Source organism: Streptomyces europaeiscabiei (genome assembly GCF_036346855.1).
In the GTDB taxonomy this organism is placed as follows: domain Bacteria; phylum Actinomycetota; class Actinomycetes; order Streptomycetales; family Streptomycetaceae; genus Streptomyces; species Streptomyces europaeiscabiei.
Map to the genome: position 1 here is coordinate 2,690,364 of NZ_CP107841.1, position 18,310 is coordinate 2,708,673.

The window sequence follows — 18,310 nt, forward strand, 5'->3', positions numbered from 1 at the left end:
TCTGTCATCGGCGGTGTGGTCGCCGACCCCGCAGGTCACCAGATCGAAACCTGTTGGGTCTGTTGCGGTGGGGGCGGTGCGGGTCAGAATCTACGCGCGTCGTCGCATGTGGTCGTTTGTTCTGTCGGCCATTGTCTACGCGCGTTGAGATCGTCCGTTCCCCCGAGGAGTACCCGACATGCCCTTGAACCGCCGGAAGTTCCTGAAGAAGTCGGCCGTGACCGGTGCGGGAGTGGCCATCGCCGGTTCGGCCATGGCCCCGAGTGCGCAGGCGGCCGAGGTGAAGGGTGGCAGGAAGAAGGACCCGACGCGGTACGGCTTCACCGTGATGGGGACGACCGACCTGCACGGCAATGTCTTCAACTGGGACTACTTCACGGACAAGGAGTTCGACGACAAGGCGCACAACGATGTCGGTCTGGCCAAGATCTCCACGCTGGTGAACCAGATCCGCGAGGAGAAGGGGCGGCGGAACACGCTGCTCATCGACGCCGGTGACACCATCCAGGGCACGCAGCTGTCGTACTACTACGCGAAGGTGGACCCGATCACCGCCAAGGGTGGTCCGGTGCATCCGATGGCGCAGGCGATGAACGCGATGGACTACGACGCGGCGGCGCTGGGCAACCACGAGTTCAACTACGGCATTCCGGTGCTGCGGAAGTTCCAGAAGCAGTGTCGTTTCCCGCTGCTGGGTGCGAACGCGCTGGATGCGAAGACTCTGCTCCCGGCCTTCCCGCCGTACAGCATGCACCGGATGCGTGTGCCGCACGGGCCGGATGTGAAGGTGGCGGTCCTGGGTCTGACGAACCCGGGTATCGCGATCTGGGACAAGGCCAATGTGCAGGGGAAGATGACGTTCCCGGGGCTGGAGGAGCAGGCGGCGAAGTGGGTGCCGAAGCTTCGGTCGATGGGGGCGGATGTCGTCATCGTGTCGGCGCACAGCGGGTCTTCGGGCACCTCTTCGTACGGTGATCAGTTGCCGTACATCGAGAACGCGGCCGGGCTGGTGGCCGAGCAGGTGCCGGGGATCGACGCGATTCTGGTGGGGCACGCGCACACGGAGATCCCGGAGTACTTCGTCACCAACAAGGAGACCGGCAAGCAGGTGGTGCTGTCGGAGCCGCTGAAGTGGGGGCAGCGGCTGACGCTGTTCGACTTCGAGCTGGTGTGGAGCAAGGGCTCCTGGAAGGTCGAGAAGGTCGGCGCGCAGGTTCTCAACTCCAACACGGTGGAGGAGGACCCGAAGATCGTGTCGATGCTCGTCGACGAGCACAAGAAGGTCGTCGCGTACGTCAACCAGATCATCGGTACGAACGCGGCCGAGATGACGTCGGTGGAGGCGCCGTACAAGGATGTGGCGATCATCGATCTGATCAACCACATCCAGGCCGACACGGTGAAGCAGGCTCTTTCCGCTTCCGAGTACGCGTCGCTGCCGGTGTTGTCGCAGGCGGCGGCGTTCTCGCGGAGTGCGGTGATTCCGGCGGGGAACGTCAGTATTCGGGACGTGGCGGGTCTGTACGTCTTCGAGAACACGCTGGAGGCGCGTCTGATGACGGGTGCGCAGATGAAGGCGTATCTGGAGTACTCGGCGAACTACTTCGTGCAGACGGCGGCGGACGCGGCGGTCGATCCGGCGAAGCTGACGAACGCGAACGGGACGCCGGACTACAACTACGACGCGGTGAGTGGTCTGTCGTACGAGATCGACATCGCGAAGCCGGCGGGGTCGCGGATCGTGAATGTGCGGTTCGAGGGTGCGGCGTTGGCGGACGACCAGAAGTTCGTGTTCGCGGTGAACAACTACCGGGCCAACGGCGGTGGCAACTTCCCGCATGTCGCCGCGGCCCAGCTGTTGTGGTCGAACTCGGACGAGATCCGTAACACGATGATCGCGTGGGTGAAGGCGAAGGGGTCGATCGACCCGGCGGCGTTCGCGTCGGTGGACTGGAAGCTGACGCGGAACGGTACGCCGGTCTTCTAGAGGTTGTGCCCGTCTTCTAGAGGTTCAGGAGTGACAGGTCCACGGCGTCGGCGATGGCTTTCGCGCCGGCGTCGTTGACGTGGAGGCCGTCGCCGCTGTTGTAGTCGTCGTGGATGCGGGTGGGGTGGTCCGGGTCCGCGACGGCGGCGGCGATGTCGATGACGGCGTCGAAGGGGTGGGTGTCGCCGAGGAGCCAGGTGTTGACCTCGGCGCGTACGGCTTGGCCTTCGTCGGTGTCGTAGCCGGGGTAGACGGTGCCGGCGTAGGGGCCGAGGGTGGCACCGATGACGGTGAGGCCGGCGGTGTGGAGGCGGTCGGCGAGGGTGGTCAGTGCGGTGGTGAGGTCGGCGGCCGTGGGGAGTTTGGCGGGTTCGGGGAAGGCGATGGCGCCGGGCAGGCCGAGGTCGTTGAGGCCGGCGTGGATGATGACGTGGCTGGCGCCGGGTATGTCGAGGACGTCGTGGTCGACGCGGGAGAGCAGGTGGGCGCCGATCTCGTCGGTGAGGAGGCGGTTGCCGGAGATGCCGGTGGCGACGACCCAGCCGTCTGTGAGGCGGCGGTCGAGCTGGGCGGGGAAGCTGCTGCCGGTGCCGGGGGTGGTGGCCATGCCCTCGATCCAGGAGTCTCCGAAGGCGACGGCGATGCGGGTGTTGTCGGTGGCGAGGACGTCGATGCCGGTGACGAAGTGCCCGGTGATGAGTTCGTCGGATTCGTCGAGGGACGCGGCGGTGAGCTGGTCGCCGGGGACGGCGTGGCCGACGTCGTAGGGGATCGCGGTGTGTGTGGTGAGGCCGGTGTCGCCGGGGAGGTAGAGGCTGAGGGCGAGTTCCTCGCCTGCGGTGACGGGGCCTTCTACGGGGTCGCTGATGATCTCCTCGCCGGGTGGGACGGTGACGGTTTCGGCGCCGGCGAAGAGGAGGGTGACGTCGGTGGCGGGGTCGATGGCGCTGCCTTCGGTGCGGCGGGCGAGGTGGGCGCCGCCGATGTCGAGGGGTGTGCGGCCGTAGAGGTTGCTGAGGCGGACGCGTAGGGCCTCGCCGCCGCCTGCCGGGCGGAGGGTCTGTCGTACGGTCTGGTCGGTGAAGCTTCGGACTTCGAAGAGTTTGAAGGCTTCTTGGGGGTCGATCACGGCGGAGCGGTGGGCGGCGATCCAGGTCGTGCCCGTGCGAGTGCTGGTCATGGCCGCAAGGTAGGCAGATTTTTTGCAGCCGTCACCACTCCTGCCCTACTTCTTTGCTCGTCGATTACCTCAGGTCGACGAGTGGGGTCAGTGGGGTGAGGGTTTGCTCCTGCCGGGCGGGTGGGATCTGTGGCCGGGGTTCGAGGCCGAACGTGGTGAAGGCGGTGCGGCCGGGCAGGGGGTAGGGCTCTTTGCCGGTGAGGGTGTTGAGGATGGTGGCGCTGCGCCAGGCGGCGAGGCCGAGGTCGGGGGCGCCGATGCCGTGGGTGTGCAGTTCGGCGTTCTGGACGTAGACGCGGCAGCCGGTGGCGGTGACGGACGGGTCGAGGATCATCCGGAATCTGTCGTCGACGCGGGGGCGCTCGCGGCTGTCGCGCCGCATGTACGGGTCGAGGCCGGCGAGCACGCGGTCGAGGGGCCGCTCGTGGTAGCCGGTGGCGAGGACGACGGCGTCGGTGGTGAGGCGGGAGCGGGCGCCCTGTTCGAGGTGTTCGAGGTGGAGTTCGACTTTGGTGGTGGCGAGCCGGCCGGCCGTGCGGACGTGTACGCCGGGGGTGAGGACGGCGTCGGGCCAGCCGCCGTCGAGGGTGCGGCGGTACAGCTCGTCGTGGATGGCGGCGATCGTGTCGGCGTCGATGCCCTTGTGGAGCTGCCATTGGGCGGTGACGAGCCGGTCCCGGGTCGGTTCGGCGAGGGCGTGGAAGTAGCGGGTGTAGTCCGGCGTGAAGTGTTCGAGGCCCAGCTTGGAGTACTCCATGGGCGCGAACGCCTCCGTGCGGCCGAGCCAGTGCAGTCGTTCCCGGCCGGGGGGCCGGTGGCGCAGCAGGTCGAGGAAGACCTCGGCTCCGGACTGTCCCGCGCCGATGACGGTGATGTGTCCGGCGGCCAGGAGGCGGTCGCGCTCGTCGAGGTAGTCCGCGGCGTGGATGACGGGCACGCCGGCCGCCTCGACGAGCGGCTTGAGGGGTTCGGGAACGTACGGTTCGGTGCCGACGCCGAGCACGATGTTCCGTGCGTAGGTACGGCCGAGTGCCGCGGTCTGTCCGTCGCCGTCCAGTTGGGTGTGGTCGACCTCGAACAGGTCGCGTTCGGGGTTCCAGCGCACCGAGTCGACCTGGTGGCCGAACCGCAGTCCCGGAAGGTTCTCGGCGACCCAGCGGCAGTAGGCGTCGTATTCGGCGCGCTGGATGTGGAATCGCTCGGCGAAGTAGAACGGGTAGAGCCGGTCGCGGGTCCTGAGGTAGTTCAGGAACGACCAGGGGCTCTTGGGGTCGGCGAGCGTCACCAGGTCGGCGAGGAAGGGGACTTGGACGGTGGCGCCTTCGATGAGCAGTCCCGGGTGCCAGTCGAAGGCGGGGCGCTGTTCGTAGAAGACGGCGTCGAGTTCGGCTAGGGGTTGTGCGAGGGCGGCGAGCGAGAGGTTGGCGGGTCCGATGCCGACGCCGACGAGGTCGCGGGGGGCTTCGGGTTCCGGCTGGTCGTGCTCTGGGGGCGTGCTCATGCGGGGGCGTGTCCTTCGGGGAGTTCTGCGGGTGCTGCGGGTTCTGTGAGTTCTGTGGGTTCTGTGAGTTCTGTGGGTTCTGCGAGTTCTGCGAGTTCTGCGAGTTCTGCGGATGCTGCGGGTGCTGTGGATGCTGCGGGTGCTGCGAGTTCTGTGGGTGCTGTGGCTTCCACGAGCTTCAGCAGGGTGGCGAGGTCGCCCGGCCGGGTGTGGGGGTTGAGCAGGGTGGCCTTGAGCCACAGTCGGCCGTCGAGTTCGGCGCGGCCCATGACGGCCCGGCCGTCGTGGAGCAGTTGGCGGCGTACGGCGGCCACGGCGTCGTCGGACGCCCCGGTGGGCCGGAAGAGGACCGTGCTGATGGTGGGCCGGTCGTGGAGTTCGAAGCCGGGGTGTGCCTCGATGGTGGCGGCGAACTCCTGCGCGAGAGCGCAGACTTGGTCGACGAGGCGGCCGATTCCGGCGCGGCCCAGGGTCTTGAGGGTGACGGCGATCTTGAGGATGTCGGGCCGTCGGGTGGTCCGCAGGGACCGGCCGAGCAGGTCGGGCAGGCCGGCCTCGGTGTCGTCGTCCGCGTTGAGGTAGTCCGCCCGGTGGTGGAGTACGGCGAGGTCCGGTGCGTCGCGTACGGCGAGGAGTCCGGCGGCGGCCGGTTGCCAGCCGAGTTTGTGCAGGTCCAGGGTGACGGTGTGGGCGCGGGCGAGGCCGTGCAGGCGGGCTCGGTGCCGGTCGCTGAGGAGAAGGCCTCCGCCGTAGGCCGCGTCGATGTGGAGCCGGGCGCCGTGGGTTGCGCAGAGGTCGGCGATGTCGGGCAGCGGGTCGATGAGTCCGGCGTCGGTGGTGCCGGCTGTGGCGGCGACGAGGAGGGGCCCTCGGAGGTGGGTGAGAGCGTCGTCCAGGGCGGCGGGGTCGAGGGTGCCGGCCGGGGTCGGGATCACGACGGGCTCGGGGAGGCCGAGGAGCCAGGCGGCGCGGGGGAGGGAGTGGTGGGCGTTGGCCCCGCAGACGAGCTGTACTCCCGCGTGCGCCTCTCTGGCCAGCAGGACGGCGAGGTGGTTGGACTCGGTGCCGCCGGTGGTGACCAGTGCGTCGGCGGCACCGGTCTCCTGGGCCAGCGCCCGGGTCACCAGTGCTTCGAGCGTGGAGGCCGCCGGGGCCTGGTCCCAGGAGTCGAGGGACGGGTTCAGCACGGAGGCGGCCAGGTCTGCGGCGGCGGCCACGGCCAGGGGTGGCGTGTGCAGGTGGGCCGCGCACAGGGGGTCGGCCGGGTCGGCGGTGCCCGCCGCGAGGGCCCGGACCAGCCGGTGGAGGGCGTCCGGCTCGCCTTCGGCGGGCAGGGGCTCACCGAGCGCGTCCCGCACCTGCGCCGCGACCGCCTCCGGGCCACCGGCGGGGAGGGGGCCGCCCCGGGCCTCGGCCCCCTCCCGCAACGCGTCGAGCACCGTGTCGAGCAGCGGGCGGAGCGCGCCGGGACCTCGGGGTCCCGAGGCGAGGGGCGGAGTGGTCATGGATTCCTCCGGAGCACGGGGAATCCCATTTTGTACGCCGATCGGGTGCCGAGCCCGAAAAGGCCGTTGATTACAACCGAAAGAGGGTACGGGAACACGCCTTGAACGGCGGCGCTCCCCAAAGGGGCCCGGGGAACTGCGCGACCAGCCACGAACGGCCTTCAGCCCGCAGCCCCCGCAGCCTCGACGGCGGAACCCGGAAGGACCCGGCTCCTACGCCTCTCGCACTCGCAGCGCACGCGCCAGGTCGTCCAGTTGATCCACCAGCTTGCGTCGCAGTGCCGGAATCAGGTCGCCGTGCTGAAGACACCGCTCCCCCAGGTCGAGCGTCTCCGGGTCCACCGCATGCACCGGGAACGCCCACCGCCCTGCGGCTTCCGCGATCGCCGGTCCTCGCCTGGCGGCCAGCGAAACCGCGTCGGCCCAGTAGCGCTCGACGTACTCCCGCAGGAGGTCCGCCTGCTCGGGTTGCCAGAATCCCTGGGCGGTGGCGGTGAACAGGTAGTTGGAGAGGTCGTCGGTGGTGAACATCGCCTCCCAGGCGGCGCGCTTGGCCTCGGGTTCGGGCAGCGCGGCCCGGCAGCGGGCGGCGCCCTCCTGGCCGCTGGCGCTGGGGTCCCGTTCCAGTTCGTCGGCGATCGCGGCGGCGTCGACCGCGCCGAGGACGGCGAGCCGGCCGAGGACGCGCCAGCGCAGTTCGGGGTCGAGTTCGGGGCCGCCGGGGACCGTGCCGTCCGCGAGCCAGGCGGCGATGGTCTCGGGGTGGGCGGCGACGTCGATGGCGTGGCGTACGGCGGTGAGGCGCAGGCCGGGGTGGTCGCCGTCCTCGGTGCGGCGGATGAGGTCGCGGCACAGGGAGCCGAGGGTGGACAGGCCGGTGGCGCGCTGCTCGGGGGCGAGGAAGCGGTCGGCGACCTGGGTGGTGGCGAAGGTGAGGACGCCCTGGACGATGGCGAGGTCGCTCTCGCGCGGGAGGTGGGTGCGGGCGGCTTCCAGGTAGGCGGTGGCGGGGAGTTCGGCGTCGCGTACGGCGTCGCGCAGGGCGTTCCAGACGACGGCGCGGGTGAGCGGGTCGGGGAGGCCGCAGAGGTGGTCGGTGACGGCGGCGAAGGAGTCGGGGTCGAAGCGGATCTTGGCGTAGGTGAGGTCGCCGTCGTTGAGGAGGAGGAGTGCGGGTCGTTTGCCGATGGGCTGGTGGGTGGAGTGGGGGAGGTCGAGTTCGACGCGGTTGCGGAGGGTGAGGTGGCCCTGGTCGTTGCCGGGGTCCCGGTCGTAGATGCCGACGGCGATGTGGTGGGGGCGGTCGCCGGTGCGGTCGACGGTGAGGGTGTGGGTGCCGTCGGCGGCGCGGGTGATCCTGGGGGTGAGGGTGTCGACGCCGGTGGTGCGGAGCCAGGCGTCGGCCCAGGCGTGGACGTCGCGTTCGGTGGCGCCGGCGAGGTTGTCGATGAAGTCGGCGAGGGTGGCGTTGCCGAAGCGGTGCCGGGTGAAGTGGGCGTTGATGCCGGCGAGGAAGTCCTTCTCGCCGAGCCAGGCGACGAGCTGGCGGAGGGCGGAGGCGCCCTTGGCGTAGGAGATGCCGTCGAAGTTGAGGAGGGCGGCGGCGGTGTCGTCGACGTTCTCGGGGGCGACGGGGTGGGTGGAGGGGCGCTGGTCGGCGTCGTAGCCCCAGGCCTTGCGGGCGATGCCGAAGTCGACCCAGGTGTCGGCGAAGCGGCTGGCTTCGGTGAGGGTCTGGTAGCCCATGTACTCGGCGAAGGACTCGTTCAGCCAGATGTCGTCCCACCACCTGAGGGTGACGAGGTCGCCGAACCACATGTGGGCCATCTCGTGGGCGATGACCATGGCGCGGGTCTGGCGTTCGGTGTCGGTGACGGCGGAGCGGTAGACGAACTCGTCGCGGAAGGTGACGAGGCCGGGGTTCTCCATGGCGCCGGCGTTGAATTCGGGGACGAAGGCCTGGTCGTAGGAGTCGAAGGGGTACGGCTCCTCGAACTTTTCGTGGTACCGGTCGTAGAGGGCGCGGGTGACGTCGAGGATCTCGTCGGCGTCGGTGTCGAGGTGGGGGGCGAGCGAGCGGCGGCAGTGGATGCCGAAGGGCAGGCCGCGGTGTTCGGTGCGCACGGAGTGCCAGGGGCCGGCGGCGACGGCGACGAGGTAGGTGGAGATCGGCGGGGTGGTGGCGGCCCGCCAGGTGCCGTCGTCCTGCTGTTCGGTGATGCCGTTGGCGAGGACGGTCCAGGCCTCGGGGGCGGTGACGGTGAGGTCGAAGACGGCCTTGAGGTCGGGTTGGTCGAAGGCGGCGAAGACTCGTTGGATGTCGTCCAGGAAGAGCTGGGTGTAGACGTAGGTCTCGCCGTCGGTGGGGTCGGTGAAGCGGTGCATGCCCTCGCCGGTGCGGGAGTAGCGCATGGTGGCGTCGACGCGCAGTTCGTGCTTGCCCGGGTTGAGGCCCTTGAGAGGGAGGCGGTTCTCGTCGAGGGTCTCGGGGTCGAGGGGTTGTCCGTCGAGGGTGACGGAGCGCAGTTCGGCGGGCTTGAGCTCGACGAAGGTGTCCGCGGCCTTCTTCTTCCCCCGCACGGTGAAGTGGATGACGGTACGGGAGTCGAAGGTCTCGTCGCCGCGCGTGAGGTCGAGTGCGATCTCGTAGCGGTGGACGTCGAGGAGCCGAGCACGGGCTTGCGCTTCGTCGCGCGTCAGTACGGACATGAGGGACATGCTGCCTGATGCCTTTGGCACAGGACAGGGGCGGGCCTGGTACGCGACCTTTGTCCGGTCGCGTGCGCCGTGTGTCCGGCCGTATGCGGCCTATGCCCGGTCCTTCGCGCCGTCGTGCTGTGCGGGTACGCGCCCCCGGTCGTGGTGGTCGTCGTCGGCGCCCTTGAGTTCCTCGTGCTCCTTGAGGCGGGTGCGCAGGTCGCGGACCTCGCGTTCCAGGGCGTGGGAGCGTTCGTGGGCGTCGTAGAGGTAGCGGACCTTGGTGCGCAGGGCCCAGGGGTCGACGGGTTTCATGACGAGGTCGGCGACGCCGAGGCGGAAGGCGGCTGCGGTGAGTTCGGCGTCGGGGCCGAAGCCGGTGAGGAGGATGACGGGGATGTGCTGGGTCTGTTCCACGCCGCGCATGTAGTGGACGACGTCGAGGCCGCTGACGCCGGGCATGCGGACGTCGAGGAGGAGCAGGCCGACCTGGCCGCGGAGGACTTCCTTGAGTGCCGCGTCGCCGCTGGTGGCGCGCGTCAGGCGGTAGCCCAGCGGGGCCAGGGCGCTCTCCAGGGCGTACAGCGTGTCCTCATGGTCGTCGACGATGAGGATCCTGGCTTCCGACGGCATGACCTCTCACGGCGTGTAGTCGTTGCCTGACAAGGAGTGCTCACGCAGGATGCCCGTCGGCGGGCTCGATGTCACTCCCCTGCGTCTGGCGCTGTGCCGGTCGTGCCCACTGTGCCGTTGAGCGCGTCGTCCGCGATGCGTTCGTGGTGCCGGATGACCTCGGCGATGATGAAGTTCAGCAGCTTCTCGGCGAACGCCGGATCCAGCTTGGCACTTTCGGCGAGTCCGCGCAGGCGGTTGATCTGTTGTGCCTCGCGGCCGGGGTCGGCGGGGGGCAGTTGGTGCGCGGCCTTGAGGTGGCCGACCCGTTGGGTGCATTTGAAGCGTTCGGCGAGCATGTGGACGACGGCGGCGTCGATGTTGTCGATGCTGTCGCGCAGCCGGGTGAGTTCCGCCCGGACGTCCGGGTCGACCTCGTCGGCCGGCGCGGCCGCGATGTTCGCGTCGTCGGTGTTGCTGGTGGTCATGGTCGTCACCCTAGCGACGCTGTGGTTCGGTGCCCGCACCGGCTTAGAGTGGAACGTATCGGGGCGTCTTTGGGGGTGCGGACGTGGCGAACGGCGGACCTGTCGAGCACGGCTACCCGCATCTGGACACCGTGCGGGCGTCGATCACCGCGCTGTACAAGCGGCTCTCGTACGACACGATCCAGCTGTTCGCCACCAGTGTGGCACCCGTCGACGTGGCGTTCTGCGACACGGACGATCTCCATCTGGGTGCGCAGCGGGTGGCGCGGGAGCTGGTGCGGCACTATCGGCTGCCGGAGGCCCGGATGGTCGTCGGTTTCCGGGAGATGACCCATGCGGCGAGCGTCGAGCTGGCGGCGGGGCCCGAGTACTTCGTCGAGCTGAACGACCGGTTCCGCAGGCACCGGCGGGACATCGGGGCGGCGCTCGCGCACGAGGTCATGCACGTCTATCTGCACCGGCTCGGGCTGTCCTTCCCCGGCACGCGTGAGAACGAGATTCTCACGGACACGGCGGCGGCATATCTGGGGGCGGGGTGGCTGCTGCTGGACGCGTACCGGGAGGATTCCGCGTCGTCGCAGAAGCTGGGGTATCTGACGCCGGAGGAGTTCGGGTACGTGCTGGCCAAGCGGGCGCAGGTGTTCGGTGAGGATCCCTCGGTGTGGTTCACCAGCGCGCAGGCGTATTCCGCGTATGCGCAGGGCCGGGTGCGGGCTCGCCGGGACGAGCGGCAGCCGCCGCTGACGGCGGCGGGGTGGGCGGGGCGGCGGCGGTACGCGCGGGATCGGCGCCATGCGCAGGACCTGCGGTCGGGCTCGGCGGGGTCGGGGGTGCCGTATGTGTTCACGCCTGAGGGGCGGGGGCCGCTGCGGGTGTCGTTTCCCTGTCCGACGTGTCATCAGAGGATTCGGGTGCCGGTTCGGGGGCGGGTTCGGGCGCGGTGTGGGTTGTGTCGGACGGTTCTGGAGTGCGACACGTAGGTCATTCGGGGCGCGTACGGGGGTGGTTGGTGCGGTGCGCCGGCAGGTGCGGGTGTGTGGGCTGGTGTGGGGCCTGGTGTGTAGGGGCTGGCGTGTAGGGGCTGGTCGCGCAGTTCCCCGCGCCCCTGGGAGTGGCGGGCCCCTGAGAGCGGCGGGCCCGGTCATGAGGCGCCGTACACCGGGCGTGGTTCCTCCGCCTCGGCCAAGAGCTTTCGTACGGTCTCCCCCGCCCCCTCCGGCGTCCAGCGCGCCCCTTTGTCCGCGGTGGGGCCCGGGTGCCAGCCCTCCATGACGGTGATGCGACCGCCCTCCGTCTCGAAGACCCGGCCGGTGACGCCCTCGCTCGCGGCGGAACCCAGCCACACCACCAGTGGGGAGACGTTCTCCGGGGCCATCGCGTCGAAGCCGGTGCCGGGGGCGGGGGCGGCCATGGCCTCGGCGAAGGCGCCCTCGGTCATCCTGGTGCGTGCGGCGGGGGCGATGGCGTTGACCTGGACGCCGTAGCGGGCGAGTTCGGCGGCGGCGACGAGGGTGAGGCCGACGATGCCGGCCTTGGCGGCGCTGTAGTTGCCCTGGCCCAGTGAGCCCAGCAGGCCCGCGCCACTGCTGGTGTTGACGATCCTCGCGGTGGGTGTGCGGCCGGCCTTGGTCTCGGTGCGCCAGTGTGCGGCGGCGTGCTTCAGGGGGAGGAAGTGGCCCTTGAGGTGGACGCGGAGGACGGCGTCCCAGTCGTCCTCGTCGAGGTTGACGAGCATGCGGTCGCGGAGGAAGCCGGCGTTGTTGACGAGGGTGTCGAGTCGGCCGTAGCCGTCCAGGGCGGTGCGGACGAGGGAGGCGGCGCCGTCGGTCGTGGCGATGTCCCCACCGTGCGCGATCGCTTCTCCTCCTGCCGCATGGATCTCCTCGACGACCCGGGCGGCCGGGCTGTCGGGGTTCGGTGTGCCGTCGAGTCCGACGCCGAGGTCGTTGACGACCACGCGGGCGCCCTCGGCGGCGTACGCGAGCGCGTGCGCGCGGCCGAGGCCACGCCCCGCCCCGGTCACGACCACGACGCGCCCTTCGCAGAGCCGGTGCGTGCTGTTCATCGCGGTTCCCCTCTCTCGTGTCCTTGTCGGCGGTGGTCTGCGCCGCGAGGTGCGTGGGCTGCACCTCGCCGGGTGAGCCACGCCTCGTGGGCCGTGGTCTGCGCCGCGAGGTGCGTGGGCGGCGGCGCGAGGGCTGTGGGCGGCTCCCCGCTGCGGGGCCCCGCCCCACCGGGTGCGAGCCACGCCCCCTGGACGGTGAGCAGCACCGGAGGGCCATGGCCAGCACCCCACTGCCGGTGGGCTACACCCCACCGGATGCGAACCACGCCCCCTGGGTCGTGGCTGTGCCCGGCCTTTCGTGGCCCGCCGCGCCGGGTGGCTCGTCGGCGCCTGTCGGATCGTCGCCGGTCGCCCTCTTCTTCTCGTCGGCCGGTATCGGATCGTCGTCGACCGCCACCCGTTCATCGTCGGCCGGTATCGGTTCATCGTCGGCCGCCACCCGCCCCTCGTCGGCCGGTATCGAATGACCACCGGCCGCCACCCGCCCCTCGTCGGCCGGTATCGAATGACCACCGGTCACCACCCGCCCCTCGTCGGCCGCCGCCGCGTCCAGGAAGGCCGGGCGTTCGCCGCCGCCGTGGACGAGGAGGGAGGCGCCGGTGATGTAGGCGGCCGCGTCGGAGGCGAGGAAGACCGCCGCGTCGCCGATGTCGGAGGGGGTGGCGAGGCGGCCCAGCGGGACCGTGCGGGCCACGGCGGCGATGCCGTGGTCGTCGCCGTAGTGGAGGTGGGCGAGTTCCGTGCGGACCATGCCGAGGACGAGGGTGTTGACCCGTATCTCCGGGGCCCACTCGACGGCCATGGAGCGCGCCAGGTGCTCCAGGCCGGCCTTGGCCGCGCCGTACGCGGCCGAGCCGGGCGACGGGCGGCTGCCGCTCACACTGCCGATCATCACGATCGCGCCCCGGGCCCGCCGGAGATGTTCGTGGGCGGCGAGGGAGACGGTCAACGGGGCGGTGAGGTTGAGTTCGACGACGCGGGCGTGGCGGCGTGCGTCGGTCGCGGTGAGCGGGCGGTAGGGGGTGCCGCCGGCGTTGTTCACGAGGACGTCCACGCGGGGCAGTTCGGCGAAGAAGCGGTGCACGGCTTCGGGATCCCGGACGTCCAGCGGCATGAACTCGGCGCCCTTGAGAGGTACTTCGGGTGGGCGGCGGGCGCAGGTCACGACCTCGGCGCCGGCTTCGGCGAAGGCTCGGGCGATGCCGGCGCCGACGCCGCGCGTGCCGCCGGTGACGACGGCGAGCTTCCCGTTGAGCCGCATCCGCTGCTACCTTCCACCCAAGAGACGTACCTAACAAACGTTAGGTGGAAGGTAGCTGATGCGCCGATGAGTGTCTCCACCTCGTCCCCGGAAAAGGGGATTTCCGTCGTCACGATCGATTTCCCGCCGGTGAACGCGCTGCCGGTGCGCGGGTGGTTCGAGCTGGCCGACGCCGTGCGCGGTGCGGGCCGTGATCCCGAGGTCCGGTGTGTCGTGCTGGGCGCGGAAGGGCGCGGGTTCAACGCCGGCGTGGACATCAAGGAGATCCAGGCGGCGGGCCACACGGCGTTGATCGGCGCCAACCACGGCTGTGCGGAAGCCTTTGCCGCCGTGTACGAGTGCGAGGTGCCGGTGGTCGCCGCCGTGCAGGGGTTCTGTCTGGGCGGCGGCATCGGGCTGGTGGGCAACGCGGACGCGATCGTGGCGAGCGAGGACGCGACCTTCGGGCTGCCCGAACTGGACCGGGGCGCGCTGGGCGCGGCGACGCATCTGGCCCGGCTGGTGCCTCGGCATCTGATGCGCGCGCTGTACTACACCTCGCGTACGGCGACCGCCGCCGAGCTGCGGGCGCACGGCTCGGTGTGGCGGGTGGTACCGCGTCCCGAACTGCCATCCGCCGCACTGGAGTTGGCACGGGAGATCGCCGCGAAGGACGGCCGGCTGCTGCGGCTGGCGAAGGCCGCCATCAACGGCATCGACCCGGTCGACGTCCGCCGCAGCTACCGCTTCGAGCAGGGCTTCACCTTCGAGGCAAACCTCAGCGGGGTAGCCGACGAGGTCCGCGGCACCTTCGGGAGGGCCGGTACGGCCGGGGCGGCGAAGGCACCGGGGCAGGCCGGGGGAAGCGCCACGAACGAGAGGGACCTGGGTGAGTGACAAGACGATGACCGCCGACGAGGCCGTCTCGCGGCTGGAGAGCGGGATGGCCCTCGGCATCGGCGGCTGGGGATCACGCCGCAAGCCGATGACCCTGGTGAGAGCACTGCTCCGGTCCGAGATCACCGATCTCACGGTCGTCTCGTACGGCGGCCCGGACGTCGGCATGCTCGCCGCCGCCGGACGCATCCGGAAACTGGTCGCCGCCTTCGCCACCCTCGACTCCATCCCCCTCGAACCGCACTTCCGCGCGGCGCGCGAGCGGGGCGCGTTCGAGCTGATGGAGGTCGACGAGGCGATGTTCATGTGGGGGCTGCGGGCCGCCGCGAACCGGCTGCCCTTCCTCCCGGTCCGGGCGGGCATCGGCTCGGACGTGATGCGGGTCAACCCCGGTCTGCGGACGGTCACCTCCCCCTATGACGACGGGGAGACCTTCGTCGCCATGCCCGCCCTGCGCCTGGACGCCGCGTTCGTGCACGTCAACCGGGCCGACCGACAGGGCAACGGCCAGTATCTGGGCCCGGACCCGTACTTCGACGACCTCTTCTGCGAGGCCGCCGACACGGCGTACGTGTCGTGCGAACGGCTCGTGGACACGGCGGAGTTGACGAAGGAGGGCCCGCCCCAGTCGCTGCTGGTCGGTCGTCATGTGGTCACGGGCGTGATCGAGGCTCCGAACGGCGCGCACTTCACCTCCTGCGCCCCCGACTACGGCCGGGACGAGGCCTTTCAGAAGACGTATGCGGGCACGGCGTGGGAGGACTTCGCGGAGCGGTTCCTGACGGGTGACGAGCCCGCGTATCAGTCGGCCGTGCGGGCGTGGCACAAGGAGGACTCATGAGCACGGCACCCGTGCACACTGCGACCCGCGCCGAGTACTGCGTGATCGCCTGTGCCGAGGCCTGGCGTGGGGCCGGGGAGATCCTCGCCAGTCCCATGGGCCTCATTCCGTCCCTGGGCGCGCGCCTCGCCAAGCGGACGTTCTCGCCGGATCTGCTGCTGACCGACGGTGAGGCGCTGCTCGTCGGCCTCGACGGCACCGTCGAGGGCTGGCTGCCCTACCGGCGGCACCTGGCCCTGGTCACCGGCGGCCGACGGCACGTGATGATGGGCGCGAGCCAGATCGACCGGTACGGCAACCAGAACATCTCGTGCGTCGGCGACTGGGCGAAGCCGAGGCGACAGCTCCTCGGTGTGCGGGGCGCGCCGGTCAACACCCTGAACAACCCGACCAGTTACTGGGTCCCCAGGCACTCCCGGCGGGTCTTCGTCGAGAAGGTCGACATGGTGTGCGGGGTCGGCCACGACCGCGTGGCCGAGCATCCGGCCGCCGCCCGCTTCCACCACCTCCCGCGTGTCGTGTCCGACCTCGGGGTGTTCGACTTCGCGACCCCCGACCACGCGATGCGGCTGGCCTCGCTGCACCCGGGTGTCACGGTCGAGCAGGTCAAGGAGGCGACCGGCTTCACGCTCGCCGTCCCGGACGAGGTGCCGTACACGCGTGAACCGACCGATGCCGAGCTGAGGCTGATCCGCGAGGTGATCGACCCGGAGGACACGCGCGTACGCGAGGTCGGAGGCTGACGGAAGAGCGAGCGGCCGACAGAGGAGAGTGACTGATGGAAACGGCACTGACCCGGCTCGTCGGCATCCGCCTTCCGATCGTGCAGACCGGTATGGGCTGGGTGGCCGGCCCCCGTCTGGTCTCCGCGACGGCGAACGCGGGGGCGCTCGGCATCCTGGCCTCCGCGACGATGACGCCCGCGCAACTCCGGGACGCCGTACGGGAGGTGAAGTCCCGTACGGACGGCGCGCCCTTCGGGGTGAACCTGCGGGCCGACGCGGGGGACGCGCGGGAGCGGGTCCGGATCATCGTCGAGGAGGGCGTCCGGGTGGCGTCGTTCGCGCTCGCCCCGTCCAGGGAGCTGATCGCCGAGCTCAAGGACGCGGGCGTGGTCGTCATCCCGTCCGTCGGCGCGCGGCGGCACGCCGAGAAGGTGGCCGCGTGGGGTGTGGACGCGGTGGTCGTGCAGGGCGGCGAGGGCGGCGGGCACACCGGGGAGGTGGCGACGACCGTACTGCTGCCGCAGGTCGTGGACGCCGTCGACATCCCCGTCGTCGCCGCCGGCGGATTCCACGACGGGCGCGGGCTGGTGGCCGCGCTGGCGTTCGGGGCGGCCGGGGTGGCGATGGGCACCCGGTTCCTGCTCACCTCGGACTCGACGGTGCCCGACGCGGTGAAGGCCCGCTATCTGGCCGCCACGGTCAGGGACGTGACCGTCACCAGGGCCGTGGACGGGCTGCCGCACCGCATGCTCCGCACGGAGTTCGTGAGCGCGCTGGAGGCGTCCGGCCGGGCGCGCGCCCTGGCGCGCGCCGTGCGCCACGCGGCCGGCTTCCGGCGGCTCTCCGGGCTCACCTGGCGCCGTATGGTCCGCGACGGCCTCGCCCTGCGGCACGGCAAGGACCTCACCTGGAGTCAGGTTCTGCTCGCCGCCAACACGCCCATGCTGCTCAGGTCCGCGATGGTGGACGGCCGTACGGACCTGGGGGTGATGGCGGCCGGGCAGGTCGCCGGGGTGATCGACGACCTGCCGTCGTGCGCGGAGCTGGTGGAACGGATCATGAAGGAGGCGGAGGAGGCGCTGACGTCCTTGGGGCGACTCGGCACCGCCCCGTGACCGTCCCCGCCATTCACTGACCGTCGCACCCACCGCTCGGTGACCGTCGCACCCTCGCTCGCTGACCGTCGCACCCTCGCTCAGTGACCGTCACCCTCCCAGCGCCAGGACACCGTCGTGCTCGGTTGACCATCCGGGTGTAGCAGCCCGTGGCGCCGCGCTGCACGGCGCAGGTGTATTCGCGCCCGTCGGAGTTGCGGTGGACGGTCACGAACGGGACGAGCATGACGGCCAAGGGTTCGGACAGGGGGTGCTCGGCAGCCTCACTCAGTGACCGTCACAGCCGCTCGATGATCGTCACGTTCGCCTGCCCGCCCCCCTCGCACATCGTCTGGAGCCCGTACCGGCCGCCCGTGCGCTCCAGTTCGTGCAGAAGGGTCGTCATGAGCTTGGCGCCGGTCGCGCCCAGGGGGTGGCCGAGGGCGATGGCACCACCGTTGACGTTGACCTTCTCCGGGTCGGCGCCCGTCTCCTTCAGCCAGGCCAGGACGACCGGCGCGAAGGCCTCGTTGATCTCGACGAGGTCGATGGCGTCGAGGGTGAGGCCGCTCTTCTTCAGGGCGTACGCGGTCGCCGGTATCGGCGCGGTGAGCATGCGGATGGGGTCCTCGCCACGTACGGAGAGGTGGTGCACGCGGGCGCGCGGGGTCAGCCCGTGCTCCTGGACGGCTCGTTCGGAGGCGAGGAGGAGCGCGGCGGCGCCGTCGGAGACCTGGGAGGAGCAGGCGGCGGTGACGGTGCCGCCGTCGATGACCGGCTTCAGCGCGGCCATCTTCTCCAGGGAGGTGTCCCTGCGGGGTCCCTCGTCGACGGTGACGTCCCCGTACGGCACGGTCTCGCGCGTGAAGCGGCCCTCGTCGACGGCCCGTACCGCCCGCCGGTGGGAGCGCAGCGCGTACTCCTCCTGGTCGCGGCGGCTGATGCCCCACTTCGCGGCGATCATCTCCGCGCCGGCGAACTGGTTCACCGGCCGGTCCCCATACCGTGCGCGCCACCCCTCGCTGCCCGCGAAGGGCCCGTCCGTGAGCCCGAGGGGCACGGCGGCCTGGCGGGAGGCGAAGGCGATGGGGATCATCGTCATGTTCTGGACGCCGCCCGCGACCACCAGGTCCTGGGTGCCGGAGAGCACGGCCTGGGCGGCGAAGTGCACGGCCTGCTGCGAGGAGCCGCACTGCCGGTCGACGGTCGTACCCGGCACTTCTTCGGGCAGCCCGGCCGCCAGCCAGCTGGTCCGGGCGATGTCCCCGGCCTGCGGTCCGACGGTGTCCAGGCAGCCGAAGACGACGTCCTCCACGGCGGCCGGGTCCACGCCCGCGCGTGCGACGAGCGCTTTGAGGGCGTGCGCGCCGAGGTCGGCCGGATGGACCTGGCCGAGCCCTCCCCCGCGCCGCCCGACGGGCGTCCGGACCGCTTCGACGATATAGGCCTCGGCCATGGCAACTCCCCTGACGTCAACG

Annotated in this window: 15 protein-coding genes; 6 read left to right on the forward strand and 9 right to left on the reverse strand. The window is 70.8% G+C overall.

Annotated features, from left to right (window positions below; genetic code table 11):
- Positions 1–178 precede the first annotated feature (178 nt).
- Positions 179–1,987 (forward strand): 5'-nucleotidase C-terminal domain-containing protein, encoded by a 1,809-nt coding sequence (locus OG858_RS11685; RefSeq protein WP_319066012.1) that lies wholly within the window; start codon positions 179–181, stop codon positions 1,985–1,987.
- 16 nt (positions 1,988–2,003) lie between these two features.
- Here OG858_RS11685 and OG858_RS11690 read toward each other — a convergent pair whose 3' ends face one another.
- The 6 genes from OG858_RS11690 to OG858_RS11715 all read right to left on the reverse strand — a co-directional run bounded on the left by OG858_RS11690 (position 2,004) and on the right by OG858_RS11715 (position 9,970).
- Positions 2,004–3,167, reverse strand: a complete 1,164-nt coding sequence (locus tag OG858_RS11690) for a GDSL-type esterase/lipase family protein (protein ID WP_319318857.1) — start codon at positions 3,165–3,167, stop codon at positions 2,004–2,006.
- A gap of 64 nt (positions 3,168–3,231) precedes the next feature.
- On the reverse strand, positions 3,232–4,668 hold the full coding sequence (locus OG858_RS11695; RefSeq protein WP_086746420.1) for a lysine N(6)-hydroxylase/L-ornithine N(5)-oxygenase family protein: 1,437 nt from the start codon (positions 4,666–4,668) through the stop codon (positions 3,232–3,234).
- Positions 4,665–6,173, reverse strand: a complete 1,509-nt coding sequence (locus tag OG858_RS11700) for a pyridoxal phosphate-dependent decarboxylase family protein (protein ID WP_328544933.1) — start codon at positions 6,171–6,173, stop codon at positions 4,665–4,667. Before OG858_RS11700 ends, OG858_RS11695 begins: the two co-directional genes overlap by 4 nt.
- A gap of 213 nt (positions 6,174–6,386) precedes the next feature.
- Positions 6,387–8,891, reverse strand: coding sequence for an aminopeptidase N (pepN, locus tag OG858_RS11705; RefSeq protein WP_328544932.1), 2,505 nt, complete (start codon positions 8,889–8,891; stop codon positions 6,387–6,389).
- Positions 8,892–8,981: 90 nt separating this feature from the next.
- Entirely contained in the window at positions 8,982–9,503 is a 522-nt protein-coding gene (locus OG858_RS11710) for a response regulator (protein ID WP_086751591.1), read from the reverse strand.
- Positions 9,504–9,574: 71 nt separating this feature from the next.
- The gene (locus tag OG858_RS11715) at positions 9,575–9,970 is read right to left on the reverse strand and encodes a chorismate mutase (RefSeq protein WP_086751589.1); all 396 of its coding nucleotides are present in this window, start codon (positions 9,968–9,970) and stop codon (positions 9,575–9,577) included.
- Positions 9,971–10,053: 83 nt separating this feature from the next.
- Here OG858_RS11715 and OG858_RS11720 point away from each other — a divergent pair, with 83 nt between their 5' ends.
- Positions 10,054–10,950, forward strand: a complete 897-nt coding sequence (locus OG858_RS11720; protein ID WP_328544931.1) for a hypothetical protein — start codon at positions 10,054–10,056, stop codon at positions 10,948–10,950.
- 161 nt (positions 10,951–11,111) lie between these two features.
- Here OG858_RS11720 and OG858_RS11725 read toward each other — a convergent pair whose 3' ends face one another.
- Both OG858_RS11725 and OG858_RS11730 read right to left on the reverse strand, forming a co-directional pair.
- Positions 11,112–12,035 carry an SDR family oxidoreductase gene (locus tag OG858_RS11725; protein WP_327749026.1) on the reverse strand — a complete coding sequence of 308 codons (924 nt, stop codon included), beginning with the start codon at positions 12,033–12,035 and terminating at the stop codon, positions 11,112–11,114.
- Between the two features lie 241 nt (positions 12,036–12,276).
- Complete coding sequence (locus OG858_RS11730) at positions 12,277–13,296, reverse strand: SDR family oxidoreductase (protein ID WP_406195860.1); 1,020 nt, start codon at positions 13,294–13,296, stop codon at positions 12,277–12,279.
- Positions 13,297–13,362: 66 nt separating this feature from the next.
- Between OG858_RS11730 and OG858_RS11735 the strand changes: the two genes are divergently transcribed.
- From OG858_RS11735 to OG858_RS11750, 4 genes are read left to right on the forward strand one after another with little or no spacing between them, the layout of a single operon-like run.
- Complete coding sequence (locus OG858_RS11735) at positions 13,363–14,172, forward strand: enoyl-CoA hydratase family protein (RefSeq protein WP_319066028.1); 810 nt, start codon at positions 13,363–13,365, stop codon at positions 14,170–14,172.
- Complete coding sequence (locus tag OG858_RS11740; protein ID WP_319066030.1) at positions 14,165–15,013, forward strand: CoA transferase subunit A; 849 nt, start codon at positions 14,165–14,167, stop codon at positions 15,011–15,013. The genes OG858_RS11735 and OG858_RS11740 overlap by 8 nt, the downstream gene beginning before the upstream one ends.
- A complete protein-coding gene (locus OG858_RS11745; RefSeq protein ID WP_328544930.1) occupies positions 15,010–15,756 on the forward strand; it encodes a CoA-transferase subunit beta in 747 nt (248 codons plus the stop codon). The genes OG858_RS11740 and OG858_RS11745 overlap by 4 nt, the downstream gene beginning before the upstream one ends.
- Positions 15,757–15,791: 35 nt before the next feature.
- Positions 15,792–16,853 carry an NAD(P)H-dependent flavin oxidoreductase gene (locus tag OG858_RS11750; protein ID WP_086751284.1) on the forward strand — a complete coding sequence of 354 codons (1,062 nt, stop codon included), beginning with the start codon at positions 15,792–15,794 and terminating at the stop codon, positions 16,851–16,853.
- A gap of 277 nt (positions 16,854–17,130) precedes the next feature.
- On the opposite strand, the gene OG858_RS11755 is transcribed toward OG858_RS11750, so the two are convergent.
- A complete protein-coding gene (locus tag OG858_RS11755; protein WP_328544929.1) occupies positions 17,131–18,288 on the reverse strand; it encodes an acetyl-CoA C-acetyltransferase in 1,158 nt (385 codons plus the stop codon).
- Positions 18,289–18,310 lie beyond the last annotated feature (22 nt).